This is a genomic window from Brevundimonas sp. GCM10030266, assembly GCF_042666595.1.
Classification (GTDB): Bacteria; Pseudomonadota; Alphaproteobacteria; order Caulobacterales; family Caulobacteraceae; genus Brevundimonas.
This window is the reverse complement of record NZ_JBHTCY010000003.1, coordinates 181,984-201,890: the sequence shown is the minus strand read 5'-3', so window position 1 is coordinate 201,890 and position 19,907 is coordinate 181,984. Positions and strand designations below refer to the sequence as shown.

The following is a 19,907-nucleotide window of genomic DNA, read 5'->3' as shown; positions in this document are numbered from 1 at the left end:
CGTCGGGTCGATTTGGAGCTTTGGCTAGATGAGCATCTGGGGCCTCGTCGCCGCAGCGGTTATCGCTGTCCAGGGCGATCCTGCTGACCGGGGTGTCGTTGAGATCAACAGCCTGTCGATTCCCTTCACGTTTGATCGGGAAGCGGTCGAACGCCTGATTCCTCGCCTGCCACAGGGAGCCAGCGTCTATTTGCAATGCATGGGCTATGGGGCGGATGGGCGGCTGACGGACTGCACTGTTGATCTGCAGCCGCAGGGGCAGGGCTTCGAGGCGGCGGTTGACGCCTTTACGAGCAGCGTTCGAGTTAATGGCGAGAGAGTTGATCTGAGCCGCGGCGATAAGGTCGGCTTGTTGTGGATTCAGCTCACTTTCTGGAATTGGAGCCAGAAGCCGTCTTCGCCATGTCGTCCTCCCGGATGCACTGGAACGCCAGCTCCTCCACCGCCTCGCGATCATTGAAGTGACGCCGGCAACATCGGCTCTCCATTTGCGCACTGTCGGCCTGCCCGGGACCGTGTTTGTCTGCTGCTCTCCGGATCCGTCTCTGGAAATGATTCGCCTTGCTTGATCCCGTCCAACGCCAGAACGGCCTGATGATCCCGCAAGGGAGCCTGCCGTGCTGACCGCGCTTTCGATCCGCGACATCGTTCTGGTGGACGTGCTGGACCTCGAGGTCCGGGACGGCCTGACCGTGCTGACCGGCGAGACCGGGGCGGGCAAGTCGATCATTCTGGACGCGCTGGGACTGGCGCTGGGCGCGCGCGGCGACGCCGGGCTGGTGCGGGCAGGGGCGAAACAGGCCAGCGCCACCGCCGTCTTCACCGCCCCTGACGACGCCGCCCTGATCGAACTGATCGCCGAGAAGGGATTCGAGGTCGCGCCAGGTGAGGACCTGATCCTGCGCCGCACCGTCGCCGCCGACGGCCGCAGCCGCGCCTTCGTCAACGACCAACCCGCCGGCGTCACCGCCCTGCGCGAGATCGGCCAGGCCCTGGTCGAGGTGCATGGCCAGCACGAGACCGTCGGACTGCTGGACTGGAAGACCCACCGCGCCCTGCTGGACGCCTATGGCGGCCTGTCGCCCCAGCTGGACGGCGTGGCTCGCGCCGCAGAGGCCCTGAAGACCGCCGAGCGCAAGGTCGCGGACCTGAAGGCCGCCGCCGCCGACGCCGCCGCCCACACCGAAGAGCTGACCCAGAACCTCGCTGATCTCGACGCGCTGGATCCCCGCGCCGATGAGGAGACCGAGCTGGCCGGCGAGCGGGCTCTGCTGGGCGCGGCGGAAAAGGCCATGGCCGATCTGACCGACGCCCGCGCCTCGCTGGGCGGGGACAAGCTGTCGCGCAATCTGTCGGCGGCCCTGCGCGCCGTCGAGCACGCCCGCACCCGCGCGGCCCAGTCGGGCGCCGAGGGCGACCATCCGCTGCTGCTCAAGCTGACCGCCGCCGCCGAGGCCATCGACCGGACGCTGGTGGAGGCCGAGGAGGCGCTGGCCTGCGTCGACGCCGCCGCCGACGCCTTCGACTTCGAGCCGGGCCGCCTGGACAAGACCGAGGAGCGGCTGTTCGCCCTGCGCGCCGCCGCCCGCAAGCTGAACACCTCGGTCGAGCTGCTGCCGACCCTGCGCGAGCGCTACCGCGAGCAACTGCGCCTGATCGAGGATGGCGCCGACGCCATCACCGCCGCCGAGCGCGAGGCCTCCGCCGCCCGCGAATCGTACGACCTGGCCGCCACCCTGCTGACCTCGGCGCGCGAGGCCGCCGCCGAGCGGCTGACGACCTCGGTGATGGAGGAACTGGGCCCGCTGAAGCTGGAGCGCGCCCGCTTCCGCGTCGCCTTCGAGCCGGTGGCCGACGGCCGTCGCGGTCCGCTGGGCGTCGAGACCGTCCGCTTCGAGATCGCCACCAACGCCGGCACACCCTTCGGCCCGCTGGACGCCATTGCGTCGGGCGGCGAATTGGCCCGCTTCGCCCTGGCCATGAAGGCGGCGCTGGCGGGGCGCGAGGACCAGCGCCAGCCGGTGATGATCTTCGACGAGGTCGATCAGGGTGTCGGCGGCGCCGTGGCCGAGGCCGTCGGCACCCGCCTGCAGCGCCTGTCCCAGGGCGCCCAGGTGCTGGTCGTCACCCACAGCCCGCAGGTCGCCGCGCGCGGCCACGCCCATTGGAAGGTGCGCAAGTCCGACACCGCCGGCCAGACGGCCACCACGGTCGATACGCTGGACGAGACGCAGCGGCTGGAGGAGATCGCCCGCATGCTGTCCGGCGCGACGATCACCGACGAAGCGCGGGCGGCGGCGCGGGCCCTGATCGGCTAACCGGCTTCGGGCGGCGGGAAGTCGTCCCAGCTCACGCCGTTGCAGACCGCCTGCGCCGAGCGGGCGACGCCGCGGCGTTGCAGGCGGGACATCCGGTCCCGGCGCAGCACCGACGCCCTCAGGTCCGCCTGATAGGGGACGATCTCCACCCCAGGCAGGCAGGCGCGGGCCATCGGCTCCTCGACGATGAACATCCGCGTTTCCGCCGTCTCGCCCTCGAACACGCCGTCCAGCGCGCGTGTTCGCGCCTCGCCCGGCAGTCGGTACAGCAGCCAGCCGGGATGGATGTCATTGCGCCGGGCGAAGGCCATCTGGCGCTGGGCGGTGCGCGAGGCGTTCACCGCCGCGACGGTCTCCCCCCGCGCCCGCGCCTCGGCGATCAGCAGGGGATCGATGCTGCCGTGCAGGCCGATGATCGCCCCGCGCTCGACGATCAGTCGCCCGGCCAGCGGCAGGAAATAGTTGGCGCAGGACGAGTTGCACTCCTCGCGCACCCGCATCGTCAGGCCCTTGCCCTCGAACCGTTCGGCGATATCCAGCGCCGGCCCGACAGAACCGCCCTGACTGGTCAGGATCACCTCGCGCGTGGTCGGCTGCAGGCGCTCGGCGACGCAGTCCGCCATGGCCTGATCGGTCTGGCCGTTCAGCACGAACACCTCGGGCGTCTGCTGACGACAGGGGACATCCAGCGCGGCCGAGGTCGAGGCGGAAACCAGCCACAGCCCGGCCGCCGCCAGGACGGCGCTGGCGATGCGATGGATCATCCCTCCCTCCGCTCAGGCTGCGCTTACGAGCAACCTAGAGGCGATCAGGGGATTCGGCCAAGCTTGACGAGAACCGGGGGCGTCAGGCCCCCTGCAGCACCTTGCGCAGGGCGGTGTGGATGTCCGGGTTGGCGGCCAGCACCTGCTTGCCGTTCTTCGGATCGCCGTCGATGTCGATGGTGGTGACCAGACCGCCGGCCTCGGTGACCAGCAGGATGCCCGCCGCCACGTCCCAGGCCTGCAGATTGCGCTCGAAGAAGGCGTCGTAGCGGCCCGCGGCGACCCAGGCGAAGTCCAGGGCGGCCGAGCCGAGGCGGCGGATGCCCGCGACCCGCTGGCCGACGGCGTGGATGTCCTTGATCGACTGGGCGTGGCCGGTCTTGCCGATGAAGGGCAGGCCGGTGCCGATCAGGCTTTCCGACAGGTCCTTGCGACCCGCCACGCGGATGCGACCGTCGTTCAGGTAGCAGCCCTTGCCCTTCTCGGCCCAGAACATCTCGTTCATGACCGGGTTATAGGTCACGGCGGCGACGATCTCGGACGAACCGTCCGGCGCGAAACGCTCCAGACCGACCGTGATCGCGAAATGCGGCATGGCGTGGATGAAGTTGGTGGTGCCGTCGATCGGGTCGACGATCCAGCGGTGCGACTTGTCGGTGCCTTCGACGAAGCCGCGCTCCTCGCCCAGGAAGCCATAGCCCGGGCGCGCCTTCATCAGCAGTTCGTACAGGGTGTCTTCCGCCTTGATGTCGGCGGCGGTGACGAAGTCGCCCGGACCCTTGCGCGAGGTCTGCAACTGGCTGACTTCACCGAAGTCGCGCAGCATCGGGCGAGCGGTCTTGCGGACCGCGTCCATCATGACGGTGAGCAGGGCGGAGGCGAGGGCCATCGGGAATCTCCTGGTCCGCGTGTCCTGAAAAGCCGGTGGCCGGACAGGCGGAGAAGTTCAAACGCTAACCGGCCCCGACGGAGCCGGTGAAGTGATTAGTGGACAGTGATTAGTGGATGAGAGCGGGGCGCCGTCAGAGCGGCGGCCAACCACTAACCACTAATCACTAACCACTGCGCGCAGCGCTTAATCAGCGCGGCGGACGTATTCGCCGGTCGTCGTGTCGACGACGATCTTCTCGCCGGCCGACATATAGGGCGGGATCATGATGCGGACGCCGTTGTTGGCGACGGCCGGCTTGTAGGACGACGAGGCGGTCTGGCCCTTCACGGTCGGCTCGGTCTCGACGACTTCCAGCGTGACCTGATCCGGCAGCGACAGACCGATCGGACGGTCCTCGTGCATTTCGATCACGACCTTCATGCCTTCCTGCAGGTAGGGGATGCGTTCGTCGCCGACCCATTCCTTCTGCAGTTCGATCTGCTCGTAGTTCTCGTCGTTCATGAAGACGAGGGTCTCGCCGCCGTCATACAGGTACGAGAAGTCCTTCTGCTCCAGCGTGACGCGCTCAACCTTGTCTTCCGAGCGGAAGCGTTCGTTCAGCTTGTTGCCGGTCTCGAGGTTCTTGGCCTCGACGTTGGCGAAGGCGCCGCCCTTGCCGGGCTTGACGTGGCTGGCCTTGGTGACGACCCACAGGCCGCCGTTGTGCTGCAGGACCATGCCGGGCTTGATGGTGTTGCCGTTAATCTTGGCCATGATGTCTCGGAAGGATTGAGGCGCAGCCCTTGCGGCGCGCGCGAACGGGCGCAGTCCCTAACGGAAGCCGGGGCTTACGGCAAGCTGGGGCGGTTCAATGCAGCGTCGCCTGCGCCTCATCCATCTTGCGGTCGAGGGTGTTCAGCACCCGCGTGCCGCCGCCGATGGGGGCGGCCAGCTTCCCGGCGTCGGGATCCAGCCTGCGGGCTTCATGGGCGAAGGCGGCGGCCAGTCCGGCGGACGCCATCGCCGCGCCGATCTGCAACAGCCGCCCGGCGGGACGCGCCGCCAGCCACAGGGCGTTCACCGCCTGCGTCGCCGCCCACAGGCCGAGCGCGGCGTTCCGGCGCGGCTGCGAGGGCGCATTCCACACCCGCACCGCCGACAGGCTGGTGGCGGAGAACACCGCAGGCACGATCATGCTCATGGGGCCGCGCGGTCGCTCCGTCACCGGGCGGGCGCCGCTGCGCAGTTCCTCCGCCGACAGGCGCGGCTTGAGGGCCTTCTGGGCGAGGAATGTCGCGGCCAGCGCGAACCCCGCCGTGACGGCCACGCCCAGCAGGACGTGGCCCATGCTCCGATCCTCGCCATTGACGAAATCCAGCGCCGCGTCCTTCGCGTCGTCGAACACATCATCGATATCGGTCATCAGCGGCTCCTCCAGCGTCCGGAGGGGAATGAGCCGGAAGGGGCGGGGGTTCCGCCCCTTCCTGAAAGCGATCAGTTCCCGGTCGCGCTCTTGTCCGGGGCGATCTCGGTCATGGCGGATTGCAGGTAGTTCTGCTCGCCCAGTTGTTCGATCAGCTTGTGCTGGGCCTCGAGGAAGTCGATGTGCTCCTCGGTGTCCGACAGGATGCGCATGGCCAGGTCGCGGCTGACGTAGTCGCGGGCGGCCTCGAACTGGGCGACGGCGGCGATCACGGTGTCGCGCGAGCCCAGCTCCAGCTGCAGGTCGGCGCCCAGGCATTCGAAGACGTTCTCGCCGATCTTCAGCTTGTGCAGGTCCTGCAGGTTCGGCAGGCCGTCGAGGAACAACACGCGCTTGATCAGCATGTCGGCGTGACGCATCTCGCCGATCGATTCGTCATAGATGATCTGGCCCAGGTGCTTCAGGCCCCAGCTTTCGAACATGCGCGCATGCAGGAAATACTGGTTCACCGCGGTGAGTTCGTTGGTCAGGATCGCGTTCAGCGTCCGGATGATCGCGGGGTCGCCCTTCATGGCATCAGTCCTCGGCAAGTCATGGGCGTCCGGAAACGGTCGCGCCTTCAGTCCCGCCGTACATAACACGTCAGAACGCCGTGTGTTCACTTGCGAACACTTATCACTACATTGAAATTGCGAGTAAAAATCGCACTCAGCAGGGGCTGAGAATGCTACTCAGCAGCCAGGGCGAAGGCCTGCTGCGTTTCCTGGATCATCTGGCGCATTTCACAGACGCATTTGGCGCACTGGGCCTGGCACTGGTGCCGGGCGAAGACCTCGCGCGGACGCGTCGCGCCCGCCTCGATGGCCGAGGCGACGTCACGCTTGCGAAGACCGTTACAGTTGCAGACGTACAAGGACGCAGAACCCACCGACTGAGAATGGTTCGCTATAGCAGGACGATTAAGGCGACTGCAAGTCGTTCGCATGCGCGGTCCGGATTGACGCGGCGCGCGCATCGTCGCACTCCCCGCCTATGGCCAAAGCACCCGTTGTTCCGCCGCGCCCGCCGTGCGCCCTGTATCTGATCACCCCGCCGGCGATCCCGGACCTGTCCGCCTTCGCGAAGACGCTGGGCGAGGCGCTGGATGCGGGCGCCGTGGCGGCGCTGCAGATCCGGCTGAAGGATGTCGATGACGCGACTGTTCTGGCCGCGGTCGAGGCGCTGCGGCCGGTGGCGCAGGCGCGCGGCGTGGCGGTGATCCTGAATGATCGGCCCGATCTGGCGAAGCGCTCGGGGTGCGACGGCGTGCATGTGGGCCAGTCGGACGCCTCCTATGACGAAGCGCGGCGCACCATGGGGCCGGACGCCATGATCGGCGTCACCTGTCACGATAGCCGCGAACTGGCCATGGACGCCGCCGAGGCGGGCGCCGACTATGTCGCCTTCGGCGCCTTCTTCCCGACCACCACCAAGGAGACGGAGCATCGGCCCGAGCCCGAAATCCTGACCATCTGGCAGGAGACGGTCGAGACGCCGTGCGTCGCCATCGGCGGGATCACGGCCGAAAACGCCGCCGGGCTGGCCCGCGCCGGGGCCGACTTCGTGGCTGTCAGCGGCGCCGTCTGGAACCACCCCAAGGGTGCGGCCGAGGCGGTTCGTCAGCTTGATCAGGTGCTTGCGACGGCCTTCTGACCTTCAGGGGATATTAGGAAGCCCCCGTCTAGGTAGTGCCGGTAAACGTTCGTTCGCCGGACCCGACCATGACCATGAGCCGCGTGCTCGACACTCAGCCCGCCGCCGTGGCCGACAAGGCGCCGCCTCCGCGCGCCTTGCCGTCGGGCCCGTCGCCGACCAGCGGCATCGGCCAGCCCATGGCGCCGGTCTTCACCGCCATGGCGGTGCTGGTGCTGACGGTCCTGTCGCTGGCCTTCGCCCGGTCCACGGATGCGGTCGCCGCCCTGTGGGGCGCGGGCGGCGTGGCGGTGGCGGTGTGGCTGCGCACCTCTCGCGGCCCCCTGTACGACATGTGTTTCGCGGGGCTGATGGTGTGCGGCCTGGCGGCGGGCAATCTGCTGGGCGGGAATACGAAGGGCTCCACCTTCCTGTTCACCATCGCCAACATGCTGGACATCTATGTCGCGGTCCTGATGGCGCGACGGTTCGCCCCCACCCTGAACCTGGCCAGCGTCGCCGGCTGCAGCCGTTTCCTGATCGCCGCCGCCATCATCGCCCCGCTGCCGGCGGCGATCCTGGTCGGCGGAACGCTCTGGTTCGGTCATGGGGCAAACTTCTTCGACACCGCCCAGACCTGGTGGTTCGGTCACGCGATCAGCATCGCCGTCATCGGCAGCTTCGGGCTGACGGTCACCCGGCGCGAGATCGTGCGGCTGCGGGCGCCGGCCAGGGCGGCCGAGGCCGTCGTCCTGCTGGGCCTGTTGCTCGTCGCCACCCTGCTGATCTTCGGCATGCAGTCGCTGCCGATCAGCTTCGTCATCCTGCCGCTGCTGCTGTTGATCGCCGTGCGTCTGCGCCTGCTGGGCGTGACGACGGCGTTGGTGATCATCGCCATCGTCGCCATCGGCGGCAGCATGATGGGGTACGGCCCCTATTCGAAGGTCTTCAACGCCACCGACCGGGCCATGATGGCCCAGTTGCTGGTTCTGTTCGGCTATCTGCCGATCCTGCTGGTCGCGGCCCTGCTGGAGGAGCGTGACCGCCTGTCGGACCGCGCCAAGGCCGGTCAGGTCCGCGCCGAGCGGGCGTCCGAGGCCAAGTCCCGCCTGCTGGCCAACGTGGCCCACGAGATCAAGAGCCCGGTCGGCGGCATCATCGGCATCGGCGAGCTGTGGCGCGCCGGCCAGCTGGGCGCCACCACCCAGACCCAGGCGGAGATGGCCGACATGCTGGTCAAGACCGCGCGGCAGGTCGAGGCGCTGGCCCATGACCTGCTGGACGTGGCCCGCGCCGAGTCCGGCGCCGTGAAGGTCGAGCTGCGCCCGACCGACGTGCCTGGCGTGCTGGATGACGTGCGTCGCGCCACCGCCCTGCGGCCCGAGGCCCAGGGCATCCGGATCGATGTGGTCAGCGAAGGCGACGGGCTGGTGGCCCTGACCGATTCCCAGCGTTTGGCCCAGGTGGTCAGCAACCTGACCTCCAATGCGGTCAAATACGGCGGGGCGGGTGGCGTCGTCACCCTGCGCGCCAGCCGCATCCATGACGGCGTCCGGGTCGAGGTCATCGACCGCGGCCCCGGCCTGTCGCCCGAGAAACAGGCCCAACTGTTCGAGCCCTTCAACCGCCTCGGTCTGGAGCGCTCCACGGTCGAGGGCCACGGCATCGGCCTGGCGCTGGCCAAGCGGCTGGTCGAGCTGCAGGGCGGGACCATTGGCGTGACCTCCACCCCGGGCGAGGGCGCGGTCTTCTGGGTCGAGCTGCCCGCCGCCTGATCCGGCGCCATTGGGGCCTTGCCGTCGCCACGCTCAGGGGTGATGGTCGCGGCATGAAAGCCCTTGTCGCGTCCGCCGCCCTCCTGACCCTCGCCGCCGCACCCGTCGCGATTGCCCAGACGGCATCGCCGCCGCCCGCGGCCCAGACCCCGCCGCCGGCCGCTGCCCCCGGCTCGGACTTCACCCGGGATCTGAACGGCGGCCCGCCGCGCCCGGCAGAGTATCTGGCTCCGGCCCCGACACCGGCGCCCGTGGTGACGCCGCCGCCCGCCGCTCCAGCCGCCGAGCCGCGCCCCGCTGTCCCGGTCGCCCCGGCCGCGCCTACTGAAACCACGCCCCGGCCGGTGCCGCGCCTGTCGACGCCTCCGATGACGGCCACGGCCCCGGCGTCGCCGAGTCCGGCCGCGCCTGTGATCGCGCCGACCCCGCGTCCTGCGGCGCCTACGCCTACGCCTGCGCCCGCCACGGTCGCGCCCGCCCCTGAGCCGGTCGCACCGCCACCGCCGCCCAGCGTCCCGACGGTCACCGTGCTGGACGCCGCGGCCCGCGCGGCCCTGCCGTTCACCGCCGAGCTGCCGTCCGGCTTCCAGATCGTCACCGGCCGCCCCGGTCCGGACTTCCGGATCTATACGATCCGTCGCGGCGAGCAGTCGTTCGTCATGGTCTATGTCGGCCCGGCCTCGCAGTTCCCGATCTATTCGGGCGAGCAGGTCGAGGCGGGCGGGCGGACCAGCGTCGTCGTCACCGAGAACGGCCAGCGCCGCGCCCTGGAGCATCTGTTCCAGCGTACGGACGCCCCGCGCGAAGTGCACATCTGGACCATGTCCCTCGACGGCGCCGATCGGGCCCTGGCGGAACGGATCGCCCAGTCGGTCGACCTGCGATAGCGATCAGGCCCGTCTCACCGGCGTGTCGGTCAGGCCCAGCCTGACCCCGCGCGCGCCGGCGAAGACCAGCACCTCCAGTCCCGGATCGGCGGCCCAGCGACGCAGGGTCGCCTGATAGGGCTCGCGCCGCCAGTCGTGGGGGCGGGCGGCGTCGCACTCGACGATCAGCCGCGCGCCGCCCTGTTCGCTGTGCAGGACGAATCCCGCCCGCGACGGCTTCCAGTTGTCGTCCAGCGCCTCGGTCAGCAGCCACAGGCAGTTGAACACCCGGCAGTCGTCGGGGCGGTCTTCATAGATCGCGCAGCCCCGCGCCTTGCTGAAGTGACGGCACCATTTGCCCGCCGGCTTGGCCAGCGCCGTCACCCCCATCAGCTTGCAGCACAGGCCGCAGTCGCCGCAGGTCTTGTCCGCTGACGACTGCGCCAAGTCCGTCAGGTCTCCGACCAGACGGCCAGTTCATTCCCGGCCGGATCGCGGAAGTGGAAGCGGCGTCCGCCCGGGAAGTCGAAGATCGGCTTCACGATCACGCCGCCCGCCGCCTCGACCTTGCCCAGCATGGCGTCGAGGTCATGGGCGTAAAGCACGGGCAGGGGCGTCTTCGTCGCCTCGGCGGCGTCGGCGTCAAAGCCGCCGTCCAGCCCTTCGTTGAAGGCCGCATACGACGGGCCATAGTCCACGAAGCTCCAGCCGAAGGCCGCCCCGTAGAAGGTCTTCACCGTCGGCAGGTCGCCGCCGGGCAGTTCGAGATAATCCAGCTTTCCGTCTTCACGCATGGGTTTGATCCTGTTCCGGGAAAGCCATCCGACCCGCCATTACTGCCGGGCTGTCCGGTCTGGCGGAAGAGGCGACCGCGACCGTCCGCCGCTTTTTCCACCGCGCCGCTTGCCAGCCGTCGGGATTCGCGCAAACCTGCAAATTGTTCGCAATCGCAAGGCTGCGCAGGATGATCATTCTGACGACAGGACAGGCCTCGCTCACCCGCCTCATGCAGGCGGATGCGCCGTCGCGGTCACAGCACCTCGCGCCGCGAAAGGTGAACGGTCAGGGCGACCAGCGCCAGCAGGCCGACACCGCCGCCCAGCCCCAGCGCGGTGGTCACGCGCCACGGTTCTGAGGCCATCATGTTCACCGGCATCTGCCAGGGCAGGAAGACGCCCTGCTTCGCCGCGGTCGCCACGACGGCGAAGAAGGTCCCGCCGATCCCGATCACCAGTCCCGGCACGAAGCTGGCGTAGCGCAGCGCGGTCCACAGCTGGACGGCGACCATCAGCAGGGCCGCGCCGAACATCATCGCCAGCACCTTGATCCACCGCGCCAGCTCCATCGGCCCGGTCGGCGCGACCGCCGGCTTGATCGCCGCCGCCAGCTTCACCGCCAGTATTGTCAGCCCCAGGGTCGCGGCGCTCATGATCGCCACCACGGCCAGCACGCAGATCGCCTTGGCGGCGTAGATCTTCCAGCGGGGCAGGGGTAGGGCCCGCAGATGGTCCCAGCTCTTGGGCCCATGCTCCATGTGCGCCACCAGCGCGGTCAGGGCCGTCACGCTCATCGGCAGCATGAAGAAGGCCCAGATGCCTGCCGCGCTGCCCAGCCACATTTCCCACGGCTGGGGCCTGTCGCCCCGTAGCACCATGAAGAAGGCGAAGACGGCGATCAGCGACGGCGCCGCGACCGCCAGCAGAGCGGCCAGCGAGCGGTTCAGCTTGCGCGCCTCGACGGAAAGAACGGTCAGCATCAGGCGGCCTCCTGCCGGGATTGGGGTTGCGAGACCTCGCGGTAGATGCCCTCAAGCGAGCGGGCGCGCGGCCCGATGGCGAAGACGTTGAGCCCGGTCTCGATCAGGGCGCGGTTCAGGGCGGCGGCCGCCGCGCGGGCGTCCTCGCCGGGCCTCAACCGGGCCACCGCCTCATCCTCCATCATCTCTAGGGTGAAACCGCGCGCGGTCGCCAGCGCCGCCGCCCGCGTCTGGTCGTCGGTCTGGAACACCACCTCAGGCGCCAGATCGGCCTTCAGCCGGTCCAGTTCGCCCTCCAGGACCAGCTTGCCGTGGCTCAGGATGCCAATGTGCGTCGCCGTCTGCTCGATCTCGCCCAGCAGATGGCTGGACAGCAGGACCGTCGCCCCGGTCCGCTCGGGCAGGGCGCGCAGGAAGCGGCGCATGTCGGCGATGCCGTCCGGGTCCAGCCCGTTGGTCGGCTCGTCGAGGATCAGCACCGGCGGCGCGCCCAGCATGGCGCGGGCCAGCCCCAGCCGCTGCCGCATGCCCAGCGAATAGTCGCTGACCCGGCGCCCGGCGTCGCCGGTCATCTCGACCACCGCCAGCACCCGGTCGATCTCGGTCCTCGGCAGGCCCAGCAGGGTGCGGGTCAGGTCGAGGTTCTCGCGCCCCGACAGATTGCCATAGAAGCCGTGCGCCTCCAGCAAGGCTCCGACCTTCCGCGCGGCGCCCAGTCGATCCCGCGCCACGTCGATCCCGTCGATCAGGGCCTGCCCGCCGGTCGGGGCGATCAGACCCAGCAGCATCTTCAGCGTCGTCGTCTTGCCCGCGCCGTTGCGGCCGAGGAAGCCATAGACGGCCTTGTCCGGCACGGTCATCGACACGGCGTCCACGGCCAGATGCCGCTTGAACCGTCTCGTAAGCGCGTGGGTCTCGATCGCGGCGGCCATTCGGCGCTCCCGTTGCGTTTAAGTCTTATTTAAAGTTGCGAAGCCTGCGTCTTTAAGTCAAGATTAAAGACAAGACAGGTTTCCAACCCGCCGGAGCGCGCCGTGAGCCAGACCGAAACCGCCCGCTTTCGCCTGATGTGCCGCCAGTTCAACTGGCTGGCGATCTTCATGGTGTGCAGCGTGGGGGCGCTGCTGGTCCTGGCCAACGGTGTCGGTCCCTTCGTCCACTGGATGCGAACCGATGCCGCCGCCTATGAGCCCCGCTATCTGAAGGGCGTGATCTGGACCGTGCCGGCCGTCTGCTACCTGTTCGGCGTCTGGGCCATCGGCTCCGCCATGGGGCAGTTGGCGAAGGGACGGCTGATCCAGCCGACCCTGTCCGATGCCCTGCGGAAGGTCGGTCTGGCGCTCGGGATCGGTGGCGTTTTCAGCGTGTTCGTGATGAGCAACCTCATACGGCTGGTCGAAGGCGGTCGCGGCGGCTACCTGCATTTCGACGTGGCGAGCATGACGCTCGGCATGATCGGCGGGGCCCTGTTCCTGCTGGGCCGAGTCATGGAACAGGCGGACCGGGTTCAGGCCGAACTCGATGAAATGATCTGATGCCCATCCGCGTCACCCTCGACCAGCTGATCGTACGCAAGGGCCTGAAGGCCCGCGACCTGGCGCAACAGGTCGGCCTCAGCGAGACCCAGCTGTCCCTGTTCCGCTCCGGCAAGGTGAAGGGCATCCGCTTCCGCACCCTGGCCAAGCTCTGCGCGGCGCTGGAGTGCAAGCCGAGCGACCTGCTGGATTACGACTTCGACGCCGCGGACCTGTTGGGGGATGAGGAGGCGTAGGGGATCACCCTGTTGCTATCGTCATCCCGGGGGCGCTCGCAGAGCGAACCCCGGGACCCAGCGGCGCGCGCGAGCGCGAAGCTGTCGGGAGCGCAGGCGCCAAGGTCGCGATTGCCAGTGTTTCGCCGCCGTCGCGGCGCCGCTGGGTCCCGACTTTCGTCGGGATGACGATAGCGGAGAGGAAAGTTCATCCCCCCGCCTCGCACTTCTCCAGCACCATCAACTGCCCCAGCGCCCGCACGCGGATCGAGCCGCCGTCACGCGCCAGTTCGAAGCTGTTCACCTCCGTCCAGCGCCGCCCTTCGCCCTCATAGGCCATGTCGGCCAGCAGCAGGATTTCGCTCTCCTGCGTCAGCCGTGTCGGCGTGCCGGTCGCCTCATAGAACTGCACCGCCGTCGGGGTGATCCGCATCCCGGTGGTGTCCTCCCGTCCGCAGTTGGCCGGATCGTCGGTCCACTGGCCCAGCAGCTTGTCGGGAAAGGTCGGGCCGGGGTTCAGCAGCAGGCCGAGGGCCAGAACGGCGGACGACAGCATCGGCGGGCTCCATCAGGGTTCAGAGGCTCGAATGCCGGGACGCCGACCCGGTTCCGTCCCCCCTCGCGTCAACCCGTCGCGGCAACCATCCGCCGCGCCGACCCATATCAAGGCCATGCACAGACGCGCCCTTCTGGCCTCCTCTCTCGCCCTGATCCCCGCCGCCGGCTGCGGCGAGACCGCCTCGGCCCTGCTGCCGCAGCGCCCCACGACCGGGCTCGATCCGACCCGGCTGGCGGCGGCCATGACGGCGGCGGAGCAACTGCCGCGCCTGCACAACGTCATCGTCGCCCGCGACGGTCAGGCGCTGGCCGAGCAGGTCTTCCGCGGCCCCGGCCTAGACACGCCGGTCAACATCAAGTCCGCCTCCAAGTCGGTGCTGGCGGCGCTGGGCGGCGTCGCCATCGGGCAGGGCGTGTTCGCCGGCGTGGACCAGCCGATCTCGGCCTTCCTCGGCGACCGCTTCCCGGCCAGTCCCGATCCGCGCCTGTCGCAGGTCACCCTCGGCCATCTGCTGTCGATGCAGGCCGGGCTGGGCTCCACCTCCGGCCCGAACTACGGCGCCTGGGTCTCCAGTCGCGACTGGGTCCGTTACGCCCTGGCCCGGCCGTTCGAGGCCGAGCCGGGCGGGCGGATGGTCTATTCGACAGGGACCTCCCACCTGCTGTCCGCCGCCCTGACCCGCGCCGCGGATCGCTCGACGCTCGCCCTGGCCCGCGACTGGCTGGGCGAACCGCTGGACATCGAGGTGCCGTCCTGGCCCGCCGATCCGCAGGGCGTCTATTTCGGCGGCAACGAGATGCGCCTGTCGCCCCGCGCCCTGCTGAAGTTCGGCGAACTCTATCGCAATGACGGGATGCACGCCGGCGTCCGCGTCCTGCCCGAGAACTGGGTGCGGGACTCGTGGAACGGGCGGGGCACGTCGCGCTGGAGCGGCAATCCCTATGGCTATGGCTGGTGGCTGCGCAGTTCAGGCCGGCACGAGGTGCGCTTCGCCTGGGGCTACGGCGGTCAGATGGTCTTCGTCGTGCCCGATCTGCGCCTGACGGTGGTGATGATCTCAGACCCGTCCCCGGTCGAACAGCGCGACGGCCACGTCGACCGGCTGCACGCCCTGCTCGACGACGGTTTCATCCCGGCGGCGGAGATCGGGGCTGGTCAGGCCTGAAGCCAGCCGTGCCGCCCGCCCCAGCGCAGCACCAGCTCCGGCCAGACTGCCGCCGGTCTCCCCGCGATCAACCGGATCCCGAACCCGTGCCCGCCCTCCTCGAACAGGTGCGCCTCGCTCTTCACCCCCGCCGCCTTCAGCGCGGACAGCAGCGACAGGCTGTTCTCCACCGGCACCGAGGCGTCATCCATGGCGTGCACCAGCATCACCGGCGGACGCCCGCTCCAGTCCATCCGCTCCAGTGAATAGCGGACGATGGCCTCGGCTGAGGGCGTCTCGCCCAGCATCTCCCGCCGCGAGCCCGCATGGACGAACGGATCGCTCATCGTCGCCACCGGATAGAGCAGGATCGACAGGTCGGGCCGCATCGACACCGCGTCCACCGCATCGACCGCCGCATAGGTCTGGTCCGTTCGCGCCGTCAGCATTCCGGCCAGGTGCCCGCCCGCAGAGGCGCCCAGCACCGCCACCCGCGCCGGGTCCAGCCCATCGGCGACGGCCCTCGCCCTGACGATCCTCAGCGCCCGCTGCGCATCCTGCAGCGACACATCCGGCCCCGCCGCCCAGCCGTCTCCCGGCAGCCGGTAGCGCAGCACGAAACAGGTGATCCCCGCCGCTGCGAACACCCGCGCGCAATCCAGCCCCTCCTTGTCCACCACCGCCCAGCGATAGCCCCCGCCGGGGATCAGCAGCAGCGAGGCGCCGTTCGGCCGCTCGGGCCGCATCACGGTCAGGATGGGATCGGTGGTGTAGCGGGCGAAGCGGTCATGGAAGGCGGGGTCGGTCGAGCGCTCGGTCACTTGCGGGGTCACGGTCACCCGCTCCCCGCCCGGCGCCGCGCCGGGCCACAGGCGGATCGTCTCGCTCGGGTCCGGCGGTGCGATCTGCGACACCGGTGTCATGGCGCGGGCTGAAAGCGGCGTCGCGGCGGCTGCGGCCAAGCCCAGCGCGCCTCTGCGGGTGGTGATCATGAGGAGGCCTCCGGAAGGGGAGGCTAGGGCGAACAAGGCCAAACCAGCAAGCGTGCTTCCTTCTCCCCTCGGGGGAGAAGGTGGCCCGGAGGGCCGGATGAGGGGGCTCTATCCGCACCGCAATTGGAAAGGGGGAAGCCGTTTCCGGCTTCCCCCTCATCCGTCTCGCTTCGCGATCCACCTTCTCCCCCAAGGGGAGAAGGGCGCCGTCAGGCCAACTCCACCGCCATCGCCACGGCTTCACCGCCGCCGATGCAGAGCGACGCCACCCCCTTCGTTCCGCCGCGCGTCTTCAACGCCGCCAGCAGGGTCGCCAGCACCCGTGCGCCCGAGGCGCCGATCGGATGCCCCAGCGCCGTCGCGCCGCCGTTGACGTTCAGCTTGTCGTGCGAAATGCCCAGCTCGCGCATGGCGATCATCGGCACCACGGCGAAGGCCTCGTTGACCTCCCACAGGTCCACGTCCTCGACCGACCAGCCGGCTTTCGCCAAGGCCTTCTGCATGGCGGGGACCGGCGCCGTCGTGAACTTGGCCGGCTCATGGGCGTGGGCGGCCTGACCGACGATGCGGGCCAGCACCGGCAGGCCCAAGGCCTTGGCCACGCTCTCTCGCGTCACCACCACGGCGGCGGCGCCGTCCGAGATCGAGGCGGAGGAGGCCGCGGTGATGGTGCCGTCCTTGGCGAAGGCGGGCTTCAGGTTGGGGATCTTGGACGGATCGGCCTTGGCGGGCTGTTCGTCCTCGCTGACCGTCACCGGGCCCTTGCGGGTCTGCACCTCGACCGGAACCACCTCGCCGCCGAAGGCGCCGCCGCTGACCGCCGCATTGGCGCGGCTCAGGCTCTCGATGGCGTAGGCGTCCTGGTCCTCGCGGGTGAACTGGTACTCATTGGCCGTGTCCTGGGCGAACGACCCCATCGGCTTGCCCGGCGAATAGGCGTCCTCCAGCCCGTCCATCATCATCGAGTCGACGATGACGTCGTGGCCGATCCGGGCGCCGCCGCGGTGCTTGTTCATCAGATAGGGGGCGCCGGTCATCGACTCCATGCCGCCCGCCACGATGATGTCGGCCGAACCGGCCTTGATCGCGTCGGCGGCCATCATCACGGCCTGCAGGCCCGAGCCGCACATCTTGTTCACGGTGGTCGCCTCGACGTGCTGGCCGAGGCCGGCGCCCAGCGCCGCCTGACGGGCCGGGGCCTGGCCCAGACCGGCGGGCAGGACGCAGCCCATGTAGATCTGCTCGACCTTCTCCGGCGCGACGCCCGCGCGCTCGACGGCGGCCTTCACCGCGACGGCGCCCAGCTCGGTGGCCTTCACGCCCGACAGGGCGCCCTGGAAGCCGCCCATCGGGGTGCGGGCGAAGGAACAGATGACGACCGGATCGGACATCGAGAGCATCCTTTATAAAAACCTTTGGCGGCCCAATCGTCGCTTTCGTCGCCGGACGCAAGCGGCTTCGTCGAGCCCGCGATCACTCTGCCGTGGACGAAGCCTCGGGAATCCAGCCGGGGCGGCGCACACGCACCGGACGCCCGTCCACGGTCAGCTGGCCCTCCAGCCGGTCCACCCGCACCAGCGCCATCGCCGCGCCGTCACGTCCGCTCAGCACCTCGCCCGCGCGCAGCTCGCCGTTCAGGATTTCCGCCCCGAAGACCGGCGCCGGGCCGTCGAACTCCAGCGGCATCATCCGGTTCTTGATCGTGCCCCGCCGCTTCATGCGCGAGGTCGTCTCCTGACCGATGAAGCACCCTTTCTGGAAGTCGATGCCGTTCAGCAGGTCGAAATTGGCCTCGATCGGATAGGTCTTGTCGGCGGGCGCATCCGCCGTCGGATCAGGCGCCCCAACGGTCAGTCGGTGCGCCTGCCAGTCGTCCTCGGATGCATTGGTCTCGACCTCGCCGCCATAGCGCCGCCCGCCCAGCGCCGGCTCGCGCGGATCGACCGCAAAGCCCTGGACCGCGCCGTTCCAGCCGACGAAAACCGGCCGCTCATCCGCTTCGACGGCGACATTGGCCCTGAGCTTGTACATCGACAGCCGCTGGATCTGGGCGTCCCGCCGCTCCGCCGCCACGTCCAGCAGCACGTCTTCGGCCTCGCCATAAATGAACAGGTCGAACAGCAGCCGCCCGGGCGGGGAGAGAAGGGCGCCGAACCGCAGCTCGCCCTCCGCCAGCGTCTCCACATCCTGCGTCAGCAGATTGTGCAGGAAGGGCCGGGCGTCCGGGCCGCTGACCCGGATCAGGGCGCGGGAGGTCAGGCGGGCGATACGGGTGCTCATGACGGGGTAGATAGGGGGCGGGGCCGCCTTCGTCACCCGTTGTAGGCGACGATCACCAGCCGCTCGGCGGGGGCGACGATCACGACCCGCCCGCCCCGGGCGCGCGCGACGAAGGAACCCGGCGTTAGCAGTAAGCGGTTGGCCCGCGCGATCTCCTCCGGATCCACCCGACACCGGAAATCTGCATAGTCCAGATAAACGCCCAGCCCCGGCTCCTGCCCGCAGTTATGCTCCCCATGGCCAGCCCAGAGCTCTGCCAACGGCGTCATTCGCCAGTCCGAATAGGTGCGTCTCATGCGGCGATCCATGGCCGGACGCCGAAGTGGAGCGACGGAACGGGTCGCCTCGTTCTCCAGCCACGCGATCCCGCCAGCCTGAACCCGTTCGGCGGACGCCCGGTCCATCCGGTAGACGATGAGGCCGGTCTCGTCCCCGCCCGGCCCCCAGCCCCAGACAACCTCCCCGGCATAGGTGATCACGGGCGCCTGCACGCCCAGCGGCAGCAGGTTCTGCCGCCACCGATACTCCAGCACGGCGGGTGTCGCGCAGGCCGCAAGCACACAGCCCGCCACAACAGCCCAGATCGTATAGCCCTTCATGTCGTTCCTCCCGGCAGCGTCACTCTGATCGCGAAGACCGCCCCTGGCGCGTGGATTTGCGGGGGGGGGTCAGGTGCAGGCGGGATGCAGCGCCTACATCCCGGCGGGCAAGCCTTCGCAGACGCCGCGCGGGGACCAGCGCCCTCCGGCGTCGAGGCATCGATCAACGGCGAAGAAAGCCCGCGCGGACCACCCGGCCCAAAGCGCGACCACGACGGCCAGCCCGCAGATGATGATGTGACGTCGTTTCATCCCTATCCCCTTGGTTCGCTGCCACTCTGCGGCGGGCTGGGGGCGGGGTCTCGTGGATTTGCCGGGGAGAACGCGTGCAGCACTTATGCGCGCGGCTTGTCATCCCGGCCGCAGCGAAGCGGAGAGCGGTGCCCCCTCTGGATGCTATCGTCATCCCGGGGGCGCTCGCAGAGCGAACCCCGGGACCCAGCGGCGCGCGAGAGCGCGACCCTGTCGGGAGCACAGGCGTCTCAACTTCGATCTTCGGTGTTTCGCCGCCGTCGCGGCGCCGCTGGGTCCCGACTTTCGTCGGGATGACGATAGCCGGGGAGGGTGCGCCTTACGCTTCCCCCACCGCGTACCGCGCCGTGATCCCGTCCGGCTGCCAGTCGTGCTGCTCCAGTCGGTCCAGCGACCGCACCACCCGCCCGACGAAGCCTTCAAAATCACCCGCCTCGACCGCCGGGCGCAGCCACTCCGTCACCACGGCCCGCGCCGGATAGGTCCCCACCGGACCCGGCACGCTCAGCGCCACCTCGATCCCCTCGGCCAGCCAGCCGGCGACCACGGCGAAGAAGCCTTCCGACGCCAGGAACTCCGTCCTGCGGATGACGAACAGGGTGATGATCCCCTCGTCGATGCCGTCCGGGCGCACGATCACGCCGCTGCGGTCCGGCCGCCAGTCGTCGTCCAGTTCGATGACGCGCCACAGGCAGAACCACACCCGGCAGGTCTGCGGCCGGATGGCGTGGACGCTGCACCCTGCGCCGTTGACGCAATAGCCGCACAGCTCGCCCGTCGGCTTGGCCAGCTCCGGCAGGTCCAGCGGGATCACCCGGCAGCACTCGACGCAGCCGCCGCATTCACGACCGGGCAGAAGGGGAAGGCTCATGCGGACCTCCTCGCCG

25 protein-coding genes are annotated in these 19,907 nt (G+C 69.4%); 8 read left to right on the top strand and 17 right to left on the bottom strand.

Annotated features, from left to right (window positions below; genetic code table 11):
* Positions 1–28: 28 nt before the first annotated feature.
* Entirely contained in the window at positions 29–460 is a 432-nt protein-coding gene (locus ACFQQC_RS10770; protein ID WP_376862394.1) for a hypothetical protein, read from the top strand.
* Between the two features lie 157 nt (positions 461–617).
* The gene (gene recN / locus ACFQQC_RS10765; protein ID WP_376862393.1) at positions 618–2,318 is read left to right on the top strand and encodes a DNA repair protein RecN; all 1,701 of its coding nucleotides are present in this window, start codon (positions 618–620) and stop codon (positions 2,316–2,318) included.
* Here the strand turns inward: recN and ACFQQC_RS10760 are convergent.
* From ACFQQC_RS10760 to ACFQQC_RS10735, 6 genes are all read right to left on the bottom strand, one after another.
* Complete coding sequence (locus tag ACFQQC_RS10760; protein ID WP_376862392.1) at positions 2,315–3,082, bottom strand: hypothetical protein; 768 nt, start codon at positions 3,080–3,082, stop codon at positions 2,315–2,317. The two genes, recN and ACFQQC_RS10760, sit on opposite strands and share 4 nt — an antisense overlap.
* An 82-nt stretch (positions 3,083–3,164) precedes the next feature.
* Positions 3,165–3,971 (bottom strand): inositol monophosphatase family protein, encoded by an 807-nt coding sequence (locus ACFQQC_RS10755; protein WP_376862391.1) that lies wholly within the window; start codon positions 3,969–3,971, stop codon positions 3,165–3,167.
* A gap of 186 nt (positions 3,972–4,157) precedes the next feature.
* Positions 4,158–4,727 (bottom strand): elongation factor P, encoded by a 570-nt coding sequence (gene efp, locus ACFQQC_RS10750; protein ID WP_376862390.1) that lies wholly within the window; start codon positions 4,725–4,727, stop codon positions 4,158–4,160.
* A gap of 94 nt (positions 4,728–4,821) precedes the next feature.
* Complete coding sequence (locus ACFQQC_RS10745) at positions 4,822–5,376, bottom strand: tryptophan-rich sensory protein (RefSeq protein ID WP_376862389.1); 555 nt, start codon at positions 5,374–5,376, stop codon at positions 4,822–4,824.
* A gap of 71 nt (positions 5,377–5,447) precedes the next feature.
* Positions 5,448–5,948, bottom strand: coding sequence for a bacterioferritin (gene bfr, locus ACFQQC_RS10740; protein WP_376862388.1), 501 nt, complete (start codon positions 5,946–5,948; stop codon positions 5,448–5,450).
* Positions 5,949–6,103: 155 nt separating this feature from the next.
* Positions 6,104–6,289 (bottom strand): bacterioferritin-associated ferredoxin, encoded by a 186-nt coding sequence (locus ACFQQC_RS10735; RefSeq protein WP_376862387.1) that lies wholly within the window; start codon positions 6,287–6,289, stop codon positions 6,104–6,106.
* A gap of 119 nt (positions 6,290–6,408) precedes the next feature.
* Here ACFQQC_RS10735 and thiE point away from each other — a divergent pair, with 119 nt between their 5' ends.
* The 3 genes from thiE (at position 6,409) to ACFQQC_RS10720 (ending at position 9,709) form a co-directional block, all read left to right on the top strand.
* Positions 6,409–7,068: a thiamine phosphate synthase gene (gene thiE, locus ACFQQC_RS10730; protein WP_376862386.1), complete on the top strand. Its 660-nt coding sequence runs from the start codon at positions 6,409–6,411 to the stop codon at positions 7,066–7,068.
* Positions 7,069–7,136: 68 nt separating this feature from the next.
* Positions 7,137–8,822 carry an ATP-binding protein gene (locus ACFQQC_RS10725; protein WP_376862385.1) on the top strand — a complete coding sequence of 562 codons (1,686 nt, stop codon included), beginning with the start codon at positions 7,137–7,139 and terminating at the stop codon, positions 8,820–8,822.
* Positions 8,823–8,875: 53 nt separating this feature from the next.
* A complete protein-coding gene (locus ACFQQC_RS10720; RefSeq protein WP_376862384.1) occupies positions 8,876–9,709 on the top strand; it encodes a hypothetical protein in 834 nt (277 codons plus the stop codon).
* A 3-nt stretch (positions 9,710–9,712) separates the two neighbouring features.
* Here the strand turns inward: ACFQQC_RS10720 and ACFQQC_RS10715 are convergent, their stop codons facing one another.
* From ACFQQC_RS10715 to ACFQQC_RS10695, 5 genes are read right to left on the bottom strand one after another with little or no spacing between them, the layout of a single operon-like run.
* Positions 9,713–10,135: a YkgJ family cysteine cluster protein gene (locus ACFQQC_RS10715; protein WP_376862383.1), complete on the bottom strand. Its 423-nt coding sequence runs from the start codon at positions 10,133–10,135 to the stop codon at positions 9,713–9,715.
* Between the two features lie 5 nt (positions 10,136–10,140).
* A complete protein-coding gene (locus ACFQQC_RS10710) occupies positions 10,141–10,482 on the bottom strand; it encodes a VOC family protein (protein WP_376862382.1) in 342 nt (113 codons plus the stop codon).
* Entirely contained in the window at positions 10,475–10,660 is a 186-nt protein-coding gene (locus tag ACFQQC_RS10705) for a hypothetical protein (RefSeq protein WP_376862381.1), read from the bottom strand. The genes ACFQQC_RS10710 and ACFQQC_RS10705 overlap by 8 nt, the downstream gene beginning before the upstream one ends.
* A 58-nt stretch (positions 10,661–10,718) precedes the next feature.
* On the bottom strand, positions 10,719–11,444 hold the full coding sequence (locus ACFQQC_RS10700; RefSeq protein WP_376862380.1) for an ABC transporter permease: 726 nt from the start codon (positions 11,442–11,444) through the stop codon (positions 10,719–10,721).
* Positions 11,444–12,376: an ABC transporter ATP-binding protein gene (locus ACFQQC_RS10695; protein WP_376862379.1), complete on the bottom strand. Its 933-nt coding sequence runs from the start codon at positions 12,374–12,376 to the stop codon at positions 11,444–11,446. The genes ACFQQC_RS10700 and ACFQQC_RS10695 overlap by 1 nt, the downstream gene beginning before the upstream one ends.
* A gap of 102 nt (positions 12,377–12,478) precedes the next feature.
* On the opposite strand from ACFQQC_RS10695, the gene ACFQQC_RS10690 reads away from it, so the two are divergent.
* Both ACFQQC_RS10690 and ACFQQC_RS10685 read left to right on the top strand, forming a co-directional pair.
* Positions 12,479–12,979 carry a DUF2975 domain-containing protein gene (locus ACFQQC_RS10690; RefSeq protein WP_376862378.1) on the top strand — a complete coding sequence of 167 codons (501 nt, stop codon included), beginning with the start codon at positions 12,479–12,481 and terminating at the stop codon, positions 12,977–12,979.
* Positions 12,979–13,215 carry a helix-turn-helix domain-containing protein gene (locus ACFQQC_RS10685; protein WP_376862377.1) on the top strand — a complete coding sequence of 79 codons (237 nt, stop codon included), beginning with the start codon at positions 12,979–12,981 and terminating at the stop codon, positions 13,213–13,215. The genes ACFQQC_RS10690 and ACFQQC_RS10685 overlap by 1 nt, the downstream gene beginning before the upstream one ends.
* A 187-nt stretch (positions 13,216–13,402) precedes the next feature.
* Here ACFQQC_RS10685 and ACFQQC_RS10680 read toward each other — a convergent pair whose 3' ends face one another.
* On the bottom strand, positions 13,403–13,750 hold the full coding sequence (locus ACFQQC_RS10680; protein ID WP_376862376.1) for a hypothetical protein: 348 nt from the start codon (positions 13,748–13,750) through the stop codon (positions 13,403–13,405).
* 115 nt (positions 13,751–13,865) lie between these two features.
* On the opposite strand from ACFQQC_RS10680, the gene ACFQQC_RS10675 reads away from it, so the two are divergent.
* Positions 13,866–14,918 carry a serine hydrolase domain-containing protein gene (locus ACFQQC_RS10675; protein WP_376862375.1) on the top strand — a complete coding sequence of 351 codons (1,053 nt, stop codon included), beginning with the start codon at positions 13,866–13,868 and terminating at the stop codon, positions 14,916–14,918.
* Here ACFQQC_RS10675 and ACFQQC_RS10670 read toward each other — a convergent pair.
* From ACFQQC_RS10670 to ACFQQC_RS10650, 5 genes are all read right to left on the bottom strand, one after another.
* The gene (locus ACFQQC_RS10670; RefSeq protein WP_376862374.1) at positions 14,909–15,889 is read right to left on the bottom strand and encodes an alpha/beta hydrolase; all 981 of its coding nucleotides are present in this window, start codon (positions 15,887–15,889) and stop codon (positions 14,909–14,911) included. The two genes, ACFQQC_RS10675 and ACFQQC_RS10670, sit on opposite strands and share 10 nt — an antisense overlap.
* A gap of 209 nt (positions 15,890–16,098) precedes the next feature.
* Positions 16,099–17,289 (bottom strand): thiolase family protein, encoded by a 1,191-nt coding sequence (locus ACFQQC_RS10665; RefSeq protein ID WP_376862373.1) that lies wholly within the window; start codon positions 17,287–17,289, stop codon positions 16,099–16,101.
* A 73-nt stretch (positions 17,290–17,362) separates the two neighbouring features.
* Positions 17,363–18,169 (bottom strand): YgfZ/GcvT domain-containing protein, encoded by an 807-nt coding sequence (locus ACFQQC_RS10660; protein WP_376862372.1) that lies wholly within the window; start codon positions 18,167–18,169, stop codon positions 17,363–17,365.
* A gap of 32 nt (positions 18,170–18,201) precedes the next feature.
* Positions 18,202–18,768, bottom strand: coding sequence for a hypothetical protein (locus ACFQQC_RS10655; protein WP_376862371.1), 567 nt, complete (start codon positions 18,766–18,768; stop codon positions 18,202–18,204).
* Positions 18,769–19,339: 571 nt separating this feature from the next.
* The gene (locus ACFQQC_RS10650) at positions 19,340–19,891 is read right to left on the bottom strand and encodes a hypothetical protein (protein ID WP_376862370.1); all 552 of its coding nucleotides are present in this window, start codon (positions 19,889–19,891) and stop codon (positions 19,340–19,342) included.
* Positions 19,892–19,907: the final 16 nt, after the last annotated feature.